At 72.3% G+C, this 16455-nt stretch carries 17 protein-coding genes and 1 pseudogene; 6 read left to right on the top strand and 12 right to left on the bottom strand.

Annotated elements, in window-relative coordinates; all coding sequences use genetic code 11:
* Positions 1 to 3 precede the first annotated feature (3 nt).
* From ACWD5F_RS14355 to ACWD5F_RS14325, 7 genes and pseudogenes are all read right to left on the bottom strand, one after another.
* The gene (locus ACWD5F_RS14355; RefSeq protein ID WP_451254235.1) at positions 4 to 192 is read right to left on the bottom strand and encodes a hypothetical protein; all 189 of its coding nucleotides are present in this window, start codon (positions 190 to 192) and stop codon (positions 4 to 6) included.
* A gap of 53 nt (positions 193 to 245) precedes the next feature.
* Positions 246 to 437, bottom strand: a pseudogene (locus ACWD5F_RS14350) (SulP family inorganic anion transporter); the annotation flags it as partial.
* A 25-nt stretch (positions 438 to 462) separates the two neighbouring features.
* Positions 463 to 1131 (bottom strand): carbonic anhydrase, encoded by a 669-nt coding sequence (locus ACWD5F_RS14345; protein WP_451254233.1) that lies wholly within the window; start codon positions 1129 to 1131, stop codon positions 463 to 465.
* A gap of 131 nt (positions 1132 to 1262) precedes the next feature.
* Positions 1263 to 2192 carry an ABC transporter substrate-binding protein gene (locus tag ACWD5F_RS14340; RefSeq protein WP_451254231.1) on the bottom strand — a complete coding sequence of 310 codons (930 nt, stop codon included), beginning with the start codon at positions 2190 to 2192 and terminating at the stop codon, positions 1263 to 1265.
* 11 nt (positions 2193 to 2203) lie between these two features.
* Positions 2204 to 2866: an ABC transporter permease gene (locus tag ACWD5F_RS14335; RefSeq protein ID WP_451254229.1), complete on the bottom strand. Its 663-nt coding sequence runs from the start codon at positions 2864 to 2866 to the stop codon at positions 2204 to 2206.
* Position 2867: 1 nt separating this feature from the next.
* Positions 2868 to 3509: an ABC transporter permease gene (locus ACWD5F_RS14330; RefSeq protein WP_450353650.1), complete on the bottom strand. Its 642-nt coding sequence runs from the start codon at positions 3507 to 3509 to the stop codon at positions 2868 to 2870.
* Positions 3506 to 4573, bottom strand: coding sequence for an ABC transporter ATP-binding protein (locus ACWD5F_RS14325; protein WP_451254226.1), 1068 nt, complete (start codon positions 4571 to 4573; stop codon positions 3506 to 3508). Before ACWD5F_RS14325 ends, ACWD5F_RS14330 begins: the two co-directional genes overlap by 4 nt.
* Before the next feature lie 141 nt (positions 4574 to 4714).
* On the opposite strand from ACWD5F_RS14325, the gene ACWD5F_RS14320 reads away from it, so the two are divergent.
* The 3 genes from ACWD5F_RS14320 to ACWD5F_RS14310 all read left to right on the top strand — a co-directional run bounded on the left by ACWD5F_RS14320 (position 4715) and on the right by ACWD5F_RS14310 (position 8013).
* On the top strand, positions 4715 to 6454 hold the full coding sequence (locus ACWD5F_RS14320) for an aromatic amino acid ammonia-lyase (protein WP_451254224.1): 1740 nt from the start codon (positions 4715 to 4717) through the stop codon (positions 6452 to 6454).
* 23 nt (positions 6455 to 6477) lie between these two features.
* Positions 6478 to 7314, top strand: coding sequence for a MurR/RpiR family transcriptional regulator (locus tag ACWD5F_RS14315; protein ID WP_451254222.1), 837 nt, complete (start codon positions 6478 to 6480; stop codon positions 7312 to 7314).
* A gap of 84 nt (positions 7315 to 7398) precedes the next feature.
* A complete protein-coding gene (locus ACWD5F_RS14310) occupies positions 7399 to 8013 on the top strand; it encodes a hypothetical protein (protein WP_451255083.1) in 615 nt (204 codons plus the stop codon).
* A 25-nt stretch (positions 8014 to 8038) separates the two neighbouring features.
* Here ACWD5F_RS14310 and ACWD5F_RS14305 read toward each other — a convergent pair whose 3' ends face one another.
* From ACWD5F_RS14305 to ACWD5F_RS14285, 5 genes are all read right to left on the bottom strand, one after another.
* Entirely contained in the window at positions 8039 to 8413 is a 375-nt protein-coding gene (locus tag ACWD5F_RS14305) for a roadblock/LC7 domain-containing protein (protein WP_124003737.1), read from the bottom strand.
* 22 nt (positions 8414 to 8435) lie between these two features.
* Positions 8436 to 8936: a roadblock/LC7 domain-containing protein gene (locus ACWD5F_RS14300; RefSeq protein WP_451254220.1), complete on the bottom strand. Its 501-nt coding sequence runs from the start codon at positions 8934 to 8936 to the stop codon at positions 8436 to 8438.
* A 13-nt stretch (positions 8937 to 8949) separates the two neighbouring features.
* The gene (locus ACWD5F_RS14295) at positions 8950 to 9783 is read right to left on the bottom strand and encodes a transcriptional regulator (RefSeq protein WP_451254218.1); all 834 of its coding nucleotides are present in this window, start codon (positions 9781 to 9783) and stop codon (positions 8950 to 8952) included.
* Positions 9784 to 9788: 5 nt separating this feature from the next.
* Positions 9789 to 10196 (bottom strand): hypothetical protein, encoded by a 408-nt coding sequence (locus ACWD5F_RS14290; RefSeq protein ID WP_402358166.1) that lies wholly within the window; start codon positions 10194 to 10196, stop codon positions 9789 to 9791.
* Positions 10197 to 10365: 169 nt separating this feature from the next.
* Entirely contained in the window at positions 10366 to 11811 is a 1446-nt protein-coding gene (locus ACWD5F_RS14285) for a diaminopimelate decarboxylase (RefSeq protein WP_451254216.1), read from the bottom strand.
* A 138-nt stretch (positions 11812 to 11949) separates the two neighbouring features.
* Between ACWD5F_RS14285 and hutU the strand changes: the two genes are divergently transcribed.
* From hutU to ACWD5F_RS14270, 3 genes are all read left to right on the top strand, one after another.
* On the top strand, positions 11950 to 13614 hold the full coding sequence (hutU, locus tag ACWD5F_RS14280) for a urocanate hydratase (protein WP_451254214.1): 1665 nt from the start codon (positions 11950 to 11952) through the stop codon (positions 13612 to 13614).
* Positions 13615 to 13859: 245 nt separating this feature from the next.
* Entirely contained in the window at positions 13860 to 15062 is a 1203-nt protein-coding gene (locus tag ACWD5F_RS14275) for an allantoate amidohydrolase (protein WP_451255081.1), read from the top strand.
* Positions 15059 to 16414: a formimidoylglutamate deiminase gene (locus ACWD5F_RS14270; RefSeq protein WP_451254212.1), complete on the top strand. Its 1356-nt coding sequence runs from the start codon at positions 15059 to 15061 to the stop codon at positions 16412 to 16414. Before ACWD5F_RS14275 ends, ACWD5F_RS14270 begins: the two co-directional genes overlap by 4 nt.
* Positions 16415 to 16455 lie beyond the last annotated feature (41 nt).

Here is a 16455-nt window from a genome sequence, read left to right as displayed (position 1 = left end):
ACGTTAAGGAGCCGCGGCGCCCGCCGCACTGGGGATAGCCCCCCTGTTGGAATTCGGGTTCGCAGCGACCACCCCCAGGGACTCCAGGACCTTGCGGTGACCGTGCTCGACGCCCGTGATGCGGACCTCGATACCCCGGCCGCGCAGATCCCCCACCGCGTCCTTCAGCGACGGCGCACCCGTCGCGTCCACCGCCGTGAGCCCGGACAGCCGCAGGTCGACCGCGCTGACGCCGTCCACGTCGGCGAGCCCGCGACGATCGCGGTGATGAGGCCGGCGGTCGCGCCGAGGCCGGACGTGACTCCGAAACCGAGGGCCAGGGGGAGGGCCACGACCGCGACCGTGAGGCCGCACAGGAGGTCGCGGCGCGGGGCGCGGGTCATGGTGCGGAGGTCGGCGTGGGTGGGCAGGACGGAGAGCACGCCGTTCATGGGCATGGGCTTCTTCGTGTGGGGGGGAGGGCTATGGCAGCAGGGACACGAGGCCCGTGTCGAGGTCGAAGCGTGCCGCCGCCACCTGCGCGGAGGTGAAGGCCGGGTCGGCGCGGATCGCGTCCCGTACCCAGGCGGTGTGGGCCCGCATGGTGTGCTCGGCCCAGTCGCCGGGCAGGGCGCGGGTGCGGCGCGCGGCCGGGGCGATCTCGTCCACCAGCAGTTCCAGGTGGCCCGGGACATCGGCGCCGGAGCGCAGCTGGTCGAGGGTCGCCGCCACCGCCCCGCAGCGCTCGTGGCCGAGCACCAGCACCAGAGGGATGCCCAGTTCCTCGACGCCGTACTGGATGGACGCGAGCACCGCCTCGTCCAGCACCTGGCCGGCCGTCCTTATGCACAGCAGGTCGCCGAGGCCCTGGTCGAAGACCAGCTCCGGCGGTACCCGGGAGTCGATGCAGCCGACGATCACCGCGAACGGGTGCTGTGCGGCGGCCAGTTGGTGGCGCAGCGGACGGCTCTCGTGCGGGTGGTGGGAGTGGCCGGTGGCGTAGCGCCGGTTGCCGGCGAGCAGGTCGGCCAGGGCGGTCCGGGCGGTGGGCTGGTGGGCGGGGGTCTTCGGGGCGGGGGCCGCCGACGCGGGGGCGGCGGCCAGTGCGCCGACGGCGGTGGCCGTCAGGAAGGCCCTGCGGTTGGAGGCCATGACGCATCCTCAGGGGTTGTGCTGATAGCGCCCGTTCACTGTACGCACGCGATCAGTCACCCTGAGTGCCCGTTTAACGACGCTTGATTGATTCGTCGTCAGATCATCGCCCCCGGCATACCCCTCCTTGATCAGGCCAGGCCGTGCTGCTTCGCGTACGCGTTCGCGACGTCCTCCGGGTCCTTCTTGTCCTTGTCCACCTGGCGGTTGAGCTCGGTGAGCTGGGCCGTGGTCAGCACGTTGCCGAGGCGGGCGAGGGCCTTGCGGACGGTGGAGTCGGCCTTGCGGTCGGCGATGAGCGGGACGATGTGCTGGCCGGGGATGAGGTTCTTGGGGTCCGACAGCACCACCCAGTCGTTGGCCACGATGTCGGTGTCGGTGGTGAAGAGGTTCGCCACGTCCACGTCGCCCTTCTTCAGGGCGCCCTTGACCAGCGGCCCGGAGGAGTCGAGCGACTTGAACTCCTTGAACTCCACCCCGTAGACGTCCTTCAGGCCGACCACGCCCACCTGGCGCTTCTTCACCTCGGGCGCCGCGCCGATGACGAGCTTGCCGTTCTGCTTCTTGAGGTCGGCCAGCGAGGTCAGGCCGTATTTCCGGGCCGTCTCCCGGGTGACGACGAAGGCGTCGGAGTCCTCGGCCATGCCGTACGGCAGGACCTGGAGGCCGGCGGGCAGCGCGATGGCGAGGGCGTTCTGCATCGCGCCCTCCTCGGTCGCCGTCGCCTTGGGGTCCAGGTAGTGCAGCAGGGCGCCCTGGTACTCGGGGAGCAGGTCGATGTCGCCGCCCTTGAGGGCGGGGATGAGGATCTCCCGGGTGCCGAGGTTGGGGCGGACCTTGGTCTTCACGCCGGCCGACTCCAGGACGGCCGCGTACAGGTAGCCGAGCACCTGGTTCTCGGTGAAGTTGGCGGTCCCGATGGTGACTCCGCTCTTGCTGGAGCCGCCGCCACCGCTGGTGGAGCCCTGGCTGTCGAGGGAGGTGATGCCGCCCGCGCAGGCGGACAGGATGGGGACGGAGGCGACCGCGAAGAGGCCGCCGAGGACGGTACGACGATTCATTTCGGTGATCCCTACGCGGTGCGGTGGCGGAAGAGGAAGCGCTGGAGGCCGGACAGGCCCAGGTCGAGGACGACGGCCACGACGGCTACGAGCACCGCCCCGCCGAGCACCTGGACGAGGTCGCGCTGGGCGAGTCCGTCGAAGACGTACCGGCCCAGGCCGCCGAAGGAGACGTACGCGGCGATCGTGGCGGTGGCGACCACCTGGATGAGCGCAAGGCGCAGGCCCGTCATGATCAGGGGGAGCGCGAGCGGCAACTCGACCTGGAACAGCACCTGGTGGCCGCGCATGCCCTGGCCGCGGGCCGCGTCCTTGATCTCCGGGTCGACGGCGGTCATGCCGGCGTAGGTGTTGGTGACGATCGAGGGGACCGCGAGGGCGACCAGGGCCACGTAGACCGGCAGCATCGACAGGCCGCCGGCCAGGAAGACCAGGACGACCAGGCCGACGGTCGGCAGGGCGCGGCCGAAGGAAGCGAGGTTGATCGCGACGAAGGCGCCCTTGCCGGTGTGGCCGATCAGCAGGCCCAGCGGGAGGCCGATCGCGGCCGCGATGAGCGTGGCGAGCAGCGAGTACTGGAGATGCTCGGCGAGGCGGTGGGCGATGCCGTCGGAACCGGCCCAACTCGCCCCGCTGGTCAGCCAGTCGCCGAGGTTCTTGAAGAGTTCGTACATCTCAGGCTCGCCTCCTGCGCCACGGGGTCAGGACGTACTGGAGGGCGACCAGCAGCGCGTCCGCGACCACCGCGAGCAGGATCGTGAGGACCACGCCCACGATCACCGGGGTCGGGAAGTTGCGCTGGAAGCCGTCGGTGAAGAGCTGGCCGAGGCCGCCGTCGCCGATGTAGGTCGCGACCGAGACCAGCGAGATGGACATCACGGTCGCGATCCGGACGCCCGCCATGATCACGGGCAGGGCCAGCGGGAACTCGACCGTGAGGAGCGTGCGCAGCGGGCGTGTGCCCATCGCCTTCGCCGCCTCCTTGGTCTTCGTGGGGACCGAGTCGAGGCCCTCGACCGTGTTCCGCAGCAGCACGACCAGCGTGTAGACGGTCAGGCCGATCACCGTGGTGGTGCGGGTCAGACCGCTGATCGGCAGCAGGAGCACGAAGATCGCGATCGACGGGATCGTGAACAGCACGTTCGACAGGCCCAGCAGGAAGCCGCGCAGGGGGCGGACCCGGTGGGCGACGACCGCGAGCGGGAGCGAGATCAGCAGTCCGAAGAAGACGGCGGACAGCGCGGCCTGGAGGTGGGAGACCGTGAGGCTGGTGAGGTCGTCGGTGTGGTCGCCTATCCACGACCAGTCGATGGTCATGCGGCGACCTCCGTCCCGGGCTCGGTGCGGGTGCGGGCCGCGGTGTGTGCCCGGCCCGCGTGCTCGTGGATGTCGTCGCGGGCGGAGACGCCGGTGAGCACGCCCGCCGCGTCGACGCGGGCTATCAGGCCGGTGGGGGAGGCGATCGACTCGTCGAGCGCGGCGAGCAGCGAATCGCCGTCGCGCAGCGGTCGTACGGGAATCTCGGCGCCGTCGGTGTCCTTCGGCGCCCAGTGCAGCGGCTTGCGTGCCTCGTCGAGTACGAGGGTCCAGGCGCCGCCCTCCGGTGCCGGGCCCTGCGGGACGTCGGCGAGGGTCTGCAGCGAGAGCAGCTTCAGGCCGCGCTCGGCGCCGAGGAAGTCGGCCACGAAGTCGTCGGCCGGGCGGGCGAGGAGTTCGGCGGGTGCCGCGCACTGCACGAGGTGGCCGCCGGTGCGGAAGATCGCGATGCGGTCGCCCAGCCGGACGGCCTCGTCGACGTCGTGCGTGACGAAGACGATGGTCTTGTTCAACTCCTTCTGAAGGCGCAGGAGTTCGTCCTGGAGCTGGGTGCGGACCACCGGGTCGACGGCGCCGAAGGGCTCGTCCATCAGGAGTACCGGCGGGTCGGCGGCCAGGGCGCGGGCGACGCCGACGCGCTGCTGCTGGCCGCCGGAGAGCTGGTGCGGGTAGCGCCGGCCGGACTCGGCGGTCAGACCGACCGTCCCCAGCAGTTCGGCGGCGCGGGCCCTGGCTTTTCGGCGGCCGTGGCCGAGCAGCAGGGGCACGGTGGCGATGTTGTCCAGCACCGTGCGGTGCGGGAAGAGGCCGGCCTGCTGGATGACGTACCCGATGGAGCGGCGCAGTTCGGCCGCGTCCTGTCGGGTGACGTCCTTGCCCCCGACCCGGATCGTGCCCGACGTCGGCTCTACCATCCGGTTGACCATCCGCAGAGTGGTCGTCTTGCCGCAACCGGAGGATCCGACGAGGACGGTCACGCCGCCTTCCGGGATCTCCAGGGAGAGATCGTGGACTGCTGTCGTGCCGTTGGGGAAGCGCTTGTGGACCGCATCGAACTGGATCATGAGTTGTCCCTTGCCCGGCTGTATAACGTCATGCAGAGTTCTTGGTGTCTGAATAGGTTGTCAACGGGTTGGTGTTAATCCGAGGTAACGGATGACCGAAAGGCAAGATCAGATGTCCTGATTGAGGGGAGTTTGAGCTTTATGTCGTCTCGGATCGTGGACACGCCGACGGGCGCGTCGGTCGGCTCGGCGGTCGGCCACACCGGCCTGGTGGTCCTCGACGGCGTCGGGCTCGGGATCGAGGACGTCGTCCGCCTCGCCGACGGAGCCGCCCGGCCGGTGCCCGGCACCGACGCGATGAAGCGGGCGGGGGAGTCCTGGGACGCCGCCCGGCAGATCGCCGCCACCGGACGCGTCTACGGCCGCTCGACCGGCGTGGGCGCCAACCGGAACGAGGACGTGCCCACCGAGGCCGCCGCCGAGCACGGCCTGCGCCTGCTGCGCAGCCACGCCGGCGCCATTGGCGACGAACTGCCCGCCCGCCAGGTCCGCGCGATGCTCGCCGTCCGCGCCAACCAGATCCTCGCGGGCGGCGCCGGCCTGCGCCCCACGGTCGTCACCGCACTGTGCGAGGCCCTGGAGAACGGCGTCTACCCACTGGTCAACGAGTTCGGCTCGGTGGGCACGGGCGACATCGCGGCGCTCGCACAGATGGGGCTGGCGCTGGCGGGGGAGCACCCTTGGCGGGGTGGGTCACCAGGTGGCGCGGCGGGTGGAAACGGTGTCGGGCCCTCGGCGGGCGCCGGGGCCGGAGCGGAGACCGCCGGCGCACCGGGCGATGCTCGCGGTCGACGGGGCGCCGCCGCCGGGGCGGAGATCGCCGGCGTGCGGAGTGATGCTCGCGGGGGGTCGGGCGCGGGGGTGCGTGGCGGCTCGGCAGCCGTCGCCGGGGTGGGTGCCGTCGTCGGCGTTCCCGAGGCGCAGTCGCTCGACAACAATGACGCGCTCGCCATCATCAGCAGCAACGCCCTCACGCTCGGGCAGGCCGCGCTCGCGCTGCATGAGCTGCGTGGTCTTGTGGAGGCCACGCAGGTGGTCGGTGCGTTGTCGATGCTGGCCGTCGACGGGTCGCACGAGCCGTACGCCGCTCCCGTGCATGCCGCCCGGCCGCACCGGGGGAGCAGCGAAGTCGCGCGGCGGATGCGGGAGTTGATCGGTGCCGCCGATCGGCCCACCCCGCCGCTCGGCCGGATCCAGGACCCGTACGGCTTCCGCTGTCTGCCGCAGATCCACGGGCCGGCGCACGACGCGGCCGACGCGCTGGAGGCGGTGCTCGCCATCGAGATCAACGCGGCCGCCGAGAATCCGCTGATCTCCCCCGAGGACATGGCCGCCTACCACCACGGCGGCTTCTACCAGGCCCAACTCGTCCTCGCCCTGGACCACTTCAGGCTCGCGCTCACCCAGGTGGCCCGGCTGTCGACGTCACGGCTCTCGTCGCTCAACGAGCCCGCGTTCACCCGCCTCAAGCCCTTCCTCGCCGACCAGGAACCCGCCTCCTCCGGCGTGATGATCCTGGAGTACGCCGCCGCGGCGGCCCTCGGCGACCTGCGGGCCTTCTCCGCTCCCGCCTCGCTCGGGCACGCTGTACTCTCCCGGGGCGTCGAGGAACAGGCCAGCTTCGCCTCGCTCGCCGCACGCCAGACGCTGCGCGCCTGTCGTGCGTACCGTCTCGTCGTCGGCTGCGAGCTCGTCGCCGCGGTACGGGCGCTGCGCCAGCGCGGGCTGCGGCCCGAGCCGGACCTTCCGGTGGGCCGCGCGCTGGAGCTCGCCGAGTCGGTGCTGGCGCAGGACCAGGCCGACCGGCCGCTCACGGACGACGTGACGGCGGCGGCCGCGCTGCTGGACCGGTTCACGGACATCTGGAGGGGGAACGCGTGACGAACGCGGAGAGGGGCACGACCGTGACGGACACTCCGGCGGGGCGGCTGCAGACGCTCTTCGAGGGGCACCGGCTGACACCGACCCAGCGGCGCATCGCGCACAGCATGGTGCGGCGGGCCGCCGACGTGCCGTTCCTGTCCAGCGTCGAGCTCGCCGAACTGGCCGGCGTCAGCCAGCCCTCGGTGACCCGCTTCGCCGTCGCCCTCGGCTTCGACGGCTACCCCGCGCTGCGTAAACACCTGCGCGAGGTCGCGCCCACCGAGCAGCCCGCCGACGCGGGCTCCTACAACGAGTACCAGCAGGCCGTCGAGGCCGAGATCGAGAACCTCAAGCACCTCGCCGAACTGCTCGCCGACCCACGCCCGTTGCAGAAGGCGGGCCGTCTGCTCGCGAACTCCCGCCCGCTGCCCGTCCTCGGCCTGCGCGCCGCCGCCTCCCAGGCCTACGGCTTCGCCTACTTCGCCGCCAAGGTCCATCCGGACGTACGGCTGCTGAACGAGGGCGGCACGATGATCCACGACCGCATCGAGGCCGCCGTGCGTGCCGGGGCGACCGCCCTGCTCTGCTTCGCGCTGCCCCGGCATCCCCGCGAGGTCGTCGACACCCTCACTTTCGCCAAGGCCGCCGGCCTGACCGTGGTGACCGTCGCCGACTCCGCCTTCGCACCGGTCGCCAAGGCCTCCGACCTGCTCCTGCCCGCCGCCGTCGGCACCGGCCTCGCCTTCGACACGGCCTGCGCGCCGATGCTGCTCGGCCGGGTCCTGCTGGAGGCCATGTGCGACGACCTGCCGGACGCCCAGGCCCGCCTGGAGGAGTTCGACGCGGGGGCGGCGGCACGGGGGCTGTTCGTGGAGTGAGACGGGCGGTCCAGCTGGTGGGTTCTCAGCTTCGTCTCACGTTCGCTCACTAGTCTCCCGGCCGGACGGGACTGTGCCGTGACGATGAGGAGGCGCGACGTGGCGCGCGGAAGTGGAGATCGCAGAGCCCAGGGTCTGACCCGGGTGGCTGTAGTCGTTCGGGCCGGGGCCGGCCCACTGTGGTGGTCCGGGGTGTTCGCGGCCGGTGTCGGCGTGCTGCCGCCGGGCATCACCGGGCGCCGGATCGGGGTGATGGCAGGGGCCGCGCTGTTCATCATCGCGGCGATCGTGGCGTCGTACGGGCGTCGTAAGCGCTACCTCGCCCTCGCCCGCGGAGCGGCCCGCGCCGGCAAGCACGACGTGCTCCAGGACCGCGCGGTCGGCGTGCGCAACTGGCGCCGCGGACACCGCTGGTGGCTGCTCCTGGCGTTCCTGCTCGCGGTGGGCTCGTCCTTCGCCGTGCCCGCGGCGGGCGGCATGCTGCTGGCCGGCGCCGGTGTCGGGCTGCGCCTGAAGGCCGCCTGGCTGGGCCGGCGCGAACGGGCCGAGGACGCCCTGCTGTGGGTCCGCGTCGACTGGCTCGCCGGCAACGGCGGCCGTCCGGCCGGCAAGTCCGTCAAGGCCTACCGCAGCACGGGCATCGCGGCGGGCGACGCGGCCCCGGGCGGGACCCGCCGCCGCACCGCGGCGCTCGTCTAGCGGTCGTGGGCCGAGCCGCCGCCCGTCAGATCTCCAGGTCCTCCTCGATCTTCTTCAACTGGTGGCGGGCCATCGCCAGGTTGGACCTCTTGGCGTCCAGCACCAGGTAGAGGAAGAGACCGTTGCCGCCGCGCCCGCTCATCAGGCGCAGCAGGTGGTACTGGTCGGACAGCGTGATCAGGATGTCCTCGATCTGGCCCTTGAGCCCGAGGTGCTCCATCGTGCGCATCTTGGCGCGGACGACGTCCGTGTTGCCGGCGGCGGCCACGCCCAGGTCGAAGCTCTTGCTGCCGCCCAACGTGCCGAGCGCCATACCGCTGGTGTAGTCGACGAGCGCGACCCCGGTCGCGCCCTCGATCGAGGCCAGGCACTCTTTCAGCGAGGTTTCGGTGTTCGCCATGACTCTGCTCCTTGGGTTCCTGTCAACTTTCCGTGGTGGTGCGCGCGCTGGTGTTCGTGGTGCGTGGAGCGCGCGCCGTTCTGGTCCGTGCGGGGGTGGCCGGCTTGAGGGCCGGCTTCGTGGGCTTGGGGACCGCCTTGGCGAGCGCGGCGGCCCGGGCGTCGACGAGTTCGCCGACGCGGACCCCGGCCCGGCGTCCCTCCAGCAGCAGCCGCCCGACGTTCACCCGGTCCTGGGCGAGCAGCGTCAGCACGGCCCCGCCGCCGGCCGCGTACGTCGCCACATAGCCGTACACACCGCGTACGAGCACCTCGCGGACCTCGCCCTGGCCGGTCGCGTCCGCCAGCCTGGCGGCGGCCGTGTGCGCGGTCGCGGCGAGCGCGGCCATGCTCTCCGGGTCGACGCCCGGGGTGTCCTGGGCGAGGACCGCCCCGTCGACGCCGGTCGCGAGGGCGCCGGTGAGCTGCGGGACGCGGGCCCTCAACCGGCGCAGCTCGTCCAGGATTTCGGGCTCGGCGGCCATCCGGGTTCTCCTCTCAAAGGGCCTCCAGCGCATCCCTGAGCCTCTTCAGCAGCGTGACGTGGGGATCGAGTGGAAGCTGTCCGGCGGCTGGGTCCTCGGCGGCGGCCGGCTCGGCGGGTTCGGGGCCGCGGCCCGGCCGGCGGGTGCCGACCGCGCCGGCCGCCGTCAGCCGCCGTACGTCCACCAGGGTGTGGAAGGCCGGCCGGCCCAGCGCCCGGGCGATGTCCGTCGCCGTGCGGACCCCGTCCACCAGGGCCAGCACCGAACGCTGGCGGCGGGTGAGCGCGGGCACCTCGGGGCGCTCGGCGCGGGTCAGCGGGGCCTCGTCGGGGCCCGGGTCCGGCCAGAGCCGGTGCAGCAGATCGCGCCGGCGCAGCGTCTCGCGCTCCAGGGCGGCCACCGGCACCGGATGGACGGGGCTCAGCTCGTGCGCGGAGCCGTAGCGGAACCGGCCCGGGGCGCTGCTGGGCCCCAGCGTGAAGTACGCCGCGTCGTACACCGCCGCCAGATGGCACAACTCCAGTGCTCCGGCGGCGAGTTGTCCGCTGTCGACCAGCCGGCGGCCCACGTGGTAGCGGTCGCCCGCGTCGGTCAGCGCCTGGTGCCAGACCTCGGGGGTGAGCGTCCCGTGCGCCGTCAGCAGGACGTCCAGGCCGGGGGCGGACGCGCTCTCGGCGTGCACCACCAGGCCTTCGGCGAGGTAGAGCGAGCCGCGCTCGCGGACCAGGACGCCGGTGGCCCGCTCGGCCGCGAGCCGGGTCAGCATCGGTGAGACACCGCCCCACCCGCGGTCGCTCGCCGCCGCCTTGTCCCGCACCGGCAGGCGCGGTGGTTCGGTCGTGCTCACGGCGCTCACGCCAGCACCAGCCGTTCCGCCATCTCGGCGAGCCGGATGCGGGCCAGCGCCAGATTGCCCTCGGCGCGGGCCAGCCACAGGTGCAGGAACACGCTGCCGTCGAAGGACGCGCCCACGAACCTGAGCACGTGGTAGCTGTCCCGGTTGCTGATGATCAGGTCCTCGACCGGCGGGTCCGCGTCGGCCGCCGGACCGGCCTCGGGGTCGTCGTCGGGTGCGAAGGCGTGCTGCTCGGCTGCGAGCCGGGCGAACTCCGCGGCCTCCACGGCGGCGGCCTCGTGGTCGCCGCCGGGCGACTCGCCCACGGTGCCCAGGGCGAGCCCACTGGTCCAGTCGACCAGTGCGGCGCCCCGAGCACCGGGCAGTCGCATGGCTTCCAGCAGACACTCGTCGATTCCGGGCACCGTGGCTCCCCTCCTGCCTTGGTTTCGGCTGAGTGACGCCGAAACTACGCACCGTGTGCGTGAGGGGTGAGGGATCTGGCATTTTCCGGCGGAACATGCGGCGGGGGATTAGGGTGGGTCAACTGTGCCTGTTTTCTCCCCAGTTGAACATCATGTTCCTCGGGACACGTCAACCGCGCCCGGGTGCGCGCCGGGTGGTGAGCGCATCCGCGTGCGCCCCTCCGGATTCGGCCACGATCTCGTCGAGGCGCTGCGCCGTCCGTACCGTCGCGAAGGAGACGCTCCCGCCGGGCCCGTCCTGCGTGAAGCCGTAAATGCCGGGCCGGGCCAGGGAGTTGTAGGCGTAGTGGTGCGCGAAGTAGTACGCGCCCGTGTCGAGCGCCGCCGCGTAGTCCCCCTGCTCCAGGAGCGGCAGCGCGCGCCCCTCGGCGAGCAGGTCGCCCGCGAAACAGGCCGGCCCGGCGATGTCCTGCACCACCGGCGCCCCCGTCCTGGGCCGCCCCTTCCCGTCGTACGCGGCGATCCTGAGCGGCCACGACCCCGGTACGTACACCGTCCGCGTCGCCACCTGCACGCCCGCGTGCGTGACCGCGACCGGCCGGCCGCCCGCGCTCTTGGCGTACTCCACCCGGGCCACCACCGTCCCGTGCTTGGCCAGTAGCGACCGCCCGAACTCGGTCACCAGTCCGTACCGCCCCGAGAACAGCCCCGGCACCGCCTCGCCGAGGAGCCGCGCGTACTGCGCGTAGGTCGGTGTCTGCTCGTCCGAGCCGAAGTTCACCGGCAGCCCGCCGCCGATGTCGAGCGTGTCGATCTGCGGGCGCCCGATGCGCCGGTTGATCTCCTCGGCCAGCGCGTACGTCTGTGCCACGCCCTGCGCCAGCAGCGAGAGCGGGATGCCCTGGGAGCCGGTGTGCGCGTGCAGCCGGGTCAGCCACGGGCGCTCCGCGTACGCCCGCACCACCCACTCTCGCGCCCCCTCGTCGCGCAGCGCCACCCCGAACTTCGAGGTCGCCGTCGCGGTCGAGGTCGCCCCGATCGACCCGCCGCCGACCTGCGGATTGACCCGGATCCCGAGCGGCGAGCGGCTGGTCGCCGACCGCATCAGACCGTCGATGCGCTCCAGCTCCTGCGGGTTGTCCGCGTTGACGGCGATCCCCAGCGCCAGCGCCTCGCGCAACTCGGCCGGCGTCTTCGCGGGCGAGTCCAGGACCGTACGGCTCGGCGGCACCCCCGCCGCCCGCGCCAGCGCCAGCTCGCCCGGGCTCGCCACCTCCGCGCCGATGCCCTCCTCGAGCAGCAGCCGCAGCACCGGCACCAGTGGGGTCGCCTTCACCGCGAAGGCGTGCAGCACGGGCGTGCCGGGCGCGGTGACCGCGTCGAACGCCGCCCGCAGGGCCGCCGCCGACTCCCGGATGCCGGCGACGTCCAGCAGGCCCACGATGGGGGTGTCCGGCCCCAGCAGCCCCTGTTCCACGGCGGCCCGCACGGCCTCGTCGCGGCGCGCGGGCCGTCCCCCCTGGCCGTCGATCCGGTCCGCCGGTTCCCCGCCGGCCTCCCTGCGTGTATCCCTGTCCACAAGGTCCCCGTCCTGTCGTCGCCCGTGCCCGTGCATCCAGCCAAACATCCACAGTCCACCCGTAGTGACGCCGGGAGGTGTTGACTAGTTCTATTCAGGAAGTCAGGATGTGAATAACCGCAGTAAAGATGTGCCGTAGACATCCGCTGATCGCAGTCCGCTAGGAGGCAGACCATGTCAGGACCCCGCCCCGTACGAGCACCGCGCGGTACGGAACTGAGCGCCCTGGGATGGCAGCAGGAAGCCGCTCTGCGGATGCTGCAGAACAACCTCGACCCGGAGGTCGCCGAGCACCCCGACAAGCTCGTCGTCTACGGCGGCACCGGCAAGGCCGCCCGTGACTGGCGCTCCTTCGACGCCATGGTCCGCACGCTGCGGACCCTGAAGCAGGACGAGACGATGCTCGTCCAGTCCGGCCGCCCGGTCGGCGTGATGCAGACCCACGAGTGGGCCCCGCGCGTCCTCATCGCCAACTCCAACCTGGTCGGCGACTGGGCCAACTGGGAGGAGTTCCGGCGTCTTGAGGCGCTCGGCCTCACCATGTACGGCCAGATGACCGCCGGTTCCTGGATCTACATCGGCACCCAGGGCATCCTCCAGGGCACCTACGAGACCTTCGCCGCCGTCGCCGCGAAGAAGTTCGGCGGCACCCTCGCCGGGACGATCACCCTCACCGCGGGCCTCGGCGGCATGGGCGGCGCCCAGCCCCTCGCCGTGACGATGAACGACGGCGTCGCGATCTGTATCGACGTCGACCCGCGCGCCATCGAGCGCCGCATCGAGCACCGGTATCTGGACGTGCGCGCCGACTCGCTGGCGCACGCCCTGCAACTCGCCGTCGAGGCCCGTGACGCGCGCCGCCCGCTCTCCATCGGCCTGCTCGGCAACGCGGCGGAACTGCTGCCGCAGATGCTCGCCGAGGGCGCCCCCATCGACATCGTGACCGACCAGACCTCGGCCCACGACCCGCTCGCGTACCTGCCGGTGGGCATCGCCTTCGAGGACATGGCCGACGCCGCCGCGAAGGACCCGGCGGGGTTCACCGTCCGCGCCCGTGAGTCCATGGCCACGCACGTCGAGGCGATGGTCGGGTTCATGGACGCCGGCGCGGAGGTCTTCGACTACGGCAACTCGATCCGTGGCGAGGCCCAACTCGCCGGGTACGACCGGGCGTTCGCCTTCCCCGGCTTCGTCCCCGCCTACATCCGCCCCCTCTTCTCCGAGGGCAAGGGCCCCTTCCGCTGGGCGGCGCTGTCCGGCGAGGCGTCCGACATCCACAAGACGGACAAGGCGATCCTCGACCTCTTCCCGGAGAACGAGTCGCTCCACCGCTGGATCAAGCTGGCCGGTGAGCGCGTCCACTTCCAGGGTCTCCCGGCCCGGATCTGCTGGCTCGGGTACGGCGAGCGGGACAAGGCCGGCGAGCGCTTCAACGACATGGTGGCGAGCGGTGAGTTGGCTGCGCCGCTGGCCATCGGCCGTGACCACCTCGACTGCGGGTCCGTGGCCTCCCCGTACCGCGAGACGGAAGCCATGCTCGACGGCTCCGACGCGATCGCCGACTGGCCGCTGCTGAACGCGATGGTGAATGTGGCGTCCGGGGCGTCCTGGGTGTCCATCCACCACGGGGGTGGGGTCGGCATGGGTCGCTCCATCCACGCGGGGCAGGTCTCGGTGGCCGACGGTACGAAGCTCGCCGGCGAGAAGATCCGGCGTGTGCTGACGAACGACCCGGGCATGGGTGTCATCCGGCACGTGGATGCCGGGTACGACATCGCGGAGCGGGTTGCGGACGAGCGGGGTGTTCGGGTGCCGATGCGTGAGGGTGGGGGCGAGTGACCCGGCGTGACGTCGAGCACGGCGACGCTTCGGTGGGGGCGGACGCCTCGTCGCCGAGCGCGGGTCCGGCTGTGCCCACCCGTTCCGCCCTGCGGAACGACTGCCCACAGCCTGTAGCGGCGGAGGCTGGTACGCCCACCGACGGCCAGCAGCCTGGCGTGGGTGTGGCGGTGAGTCGTCCGGCGCCTGGGCAGTCTGAGGGGCACAGCCAGGCCGTGAGTCATAACGCGCCCTCCTTTCATGAGATGTGGCGGGAGTTGTTGCCCATTGGGCGGCATCCCGACTCCCACGGTTACCGGCGCTTCGCCTGGACCGGGGCCGATGCCGAATGTCGGGACTGGTTCAGGGCGCAGGCCGAGACGCGGGGTCTGGTCTACGAGCTCGACCGGAACGGGAATCAGTGGGCCTGGCTCGGGGATCCGGACGCCGGGGACGCCGTTGTCACCGGGTCGCATCTGGACTCCGTGCCCGATGGTGGGGCCTTTGACGGGCCCCTCGGGGTTGTCTCGTCCTTTGCCGCGCTCGACGAACTGCGCCGCAGGGGAGTGCAGTTCGGGAAGCCCCTTGCCATCGTCAACTTCGGGGACGAGGAAGGTGCCCGGTTCGGGCTCGCGTGTGTCGGGTCGCGGTTGGCCGGTGGGCAGCTCAACGTCGAGAAGGCGCGCCTGCTGACCGACATGGACGGCGTCACCCTGCCGCGGGCCATGGAAGCCGCCGGGTACGACCCCGACGGCATCGGGCCCGACCCCGAACGGCTCGCGCGGATCGGCGCCTTTGTCGAGCTGCATGTCGAACAGGGACGGGCGCTGGACCTGAGCGGCGACCGCGTCGGCATCGCCAGTGCCATCTGGCCGCACGGGCGGTGGCGGTTCGACTTCCGGGGCGAGGCCAATCACGCCGGTACGACGAGGTTGGTGGACCGGCGGGACCCGATGCTCTCGTACGCCGAGACCGTGCTGGCCGCCCGCCGCGAGGCCGAACTCGCCGGTGCCGTCGCCACCTTCGGCAAGATCGCCGTCGAACCGAACGGCGTCAACGCCATCCCCTCCCTGGTGCGCGGCTGGCTCGACTCCCGTGCCGAGGACCAGGAGAGCCTGGATCAGGTGGTGGGTGGCATCGAGAAGGCCGCCCGCGCATACGCCACCGCGCACGGCATCGACCTCGACATCGTCCGTGAGTCCTTCACACCCGTCGTCGAGTTCGACCACGCCCTGCGCGACGAACTCGCCCGCATCCTCGGCAAGGACACCGACCTCAAGGTCCCCGTCCTCGGTACCGGCGCCGGACACGACGCCGGAATCCTCTCCGGGAGCATCCCGACCGCCATGCTGTTCGTGCGCAACCCCACGGGCGTCTCGCACTCCCCGGCCGAGTTCGCCGCCGAGGACGACTGCGTGGCCGGGGTGACCGCACTCGCCGACGTACTGGAAGGACTGGCCCGCAGGTGACCGGGACCCGCACGTACTGGCTGGAGCACGCCTGGCTCGACACCTACGTCGAGCCGGGCGTCGCCGTCGAGACCGAGGGCGGCAGGATCACCGCCGTCCGCACGGACGTCGCCGCGCCACCGCCCGGCGCCGAGATCCTGCGCGGCCTCACCCTCCCCGGTCTGGCGAACGCCCACTCGCACGCCTTCCACCGCGCCCTGCGCTCCACCGTCCAGGTCGGCTCCGGCACCTTCTGGACCTGGCGCGAGGTCATGTACTCCTTCGCCGACCAGCTGACCCCGGAGACCTACCACGCCCTCGCCCGCGCGGTGTACGCCGAGATGGCGCTGGCCGGGATCACGGCGGTGGGCGAGTTCCACTACGTCCACCACCAGCGCGGCGGCACCCCCTACGCCGACCCCAACGCCATGGGCGAGGCCCTCGTCGCGGCCGCCGCCGACGCCGGCATCCGCATCACCCTCCTCGACACCGCCTACCTCGCCGCCGGCATCGTGAGCGAGCACCGCGGCGAACCGCCCAACGCCCACCAGCTGCGCTTCTCCGACGGCACCGCGGAGGCCTGGGCCGAACGCTGTTCACTTCTCAAGGAACGGGATCACGCGCGGATCGGAGCGGCCGTCCACTCGGTGCGGGCCGTGCCCGCCGGACAGCTCGCGACCGTGGCCCGGTGGGCCGAGGAGCGGCGGGCCCCGCTCCATGTGCACCTGTCCGAGCAGACCGCCGAGAACGACGCCTGCCTGGCCGCGCACGGACGCACACCGACCCGGCTCCTCGCCGACCACGGTGTCCTGGGACCGCGCACCACCGGCGTCCACAACACCCACCTCACCGACGAGGACATCGCCCTGATCGGCGACAGCGGCACCGGCACCTGCATGTGCCCGACCACCGAACGGGACCTCGCCGACGGCATCGGACCCGCCGTCGCCCTCCAGCGCGCCGGCTCCCCGCTCTCCCTCGGCTCCGACAGCCACGCCGTCATCGACCTGCTCGAAGAGGCCCGCGCGATGGAGCTGAACGAGCGCCTGCGCACCCGCACCCGGGGTCACTGGACCGCCGCCGCCCTGCTGCGTGCCGCCTCCGCCGACGGCCACGCGGCGCTCGGCTGGGACGAGGCCGGCACCATCGAGGCCGGCGCGCTCGCCGACCTCACGACGATCGCCCTCGACTCGGTCAGGACGGCCGGGCCGAGGCCCAGGCTCGGCGCGGAGACCGCCGTATTCGCCGCGACGGCAGCGGACGTACGGCACACGATCGTGGGCGGACGGCACGTCGTACGCGACGGGGCGCACACCCTCGTACCGGATGTGCCGCAGGCGCTGGCGGCCGCTGTGGAAGCCCTCCGCGCCTGACCCGACCGACCTTCACCGAAGCCCCCCTCGACGAGGACACG

The organism is Streptomyces sp. NPDC002499 (assembly GCF_053595415.1).
Note: the sequence above shows the minus strand (reverse complement) of the source record. Positions and strands in the feature narration are given on the sequence as shown.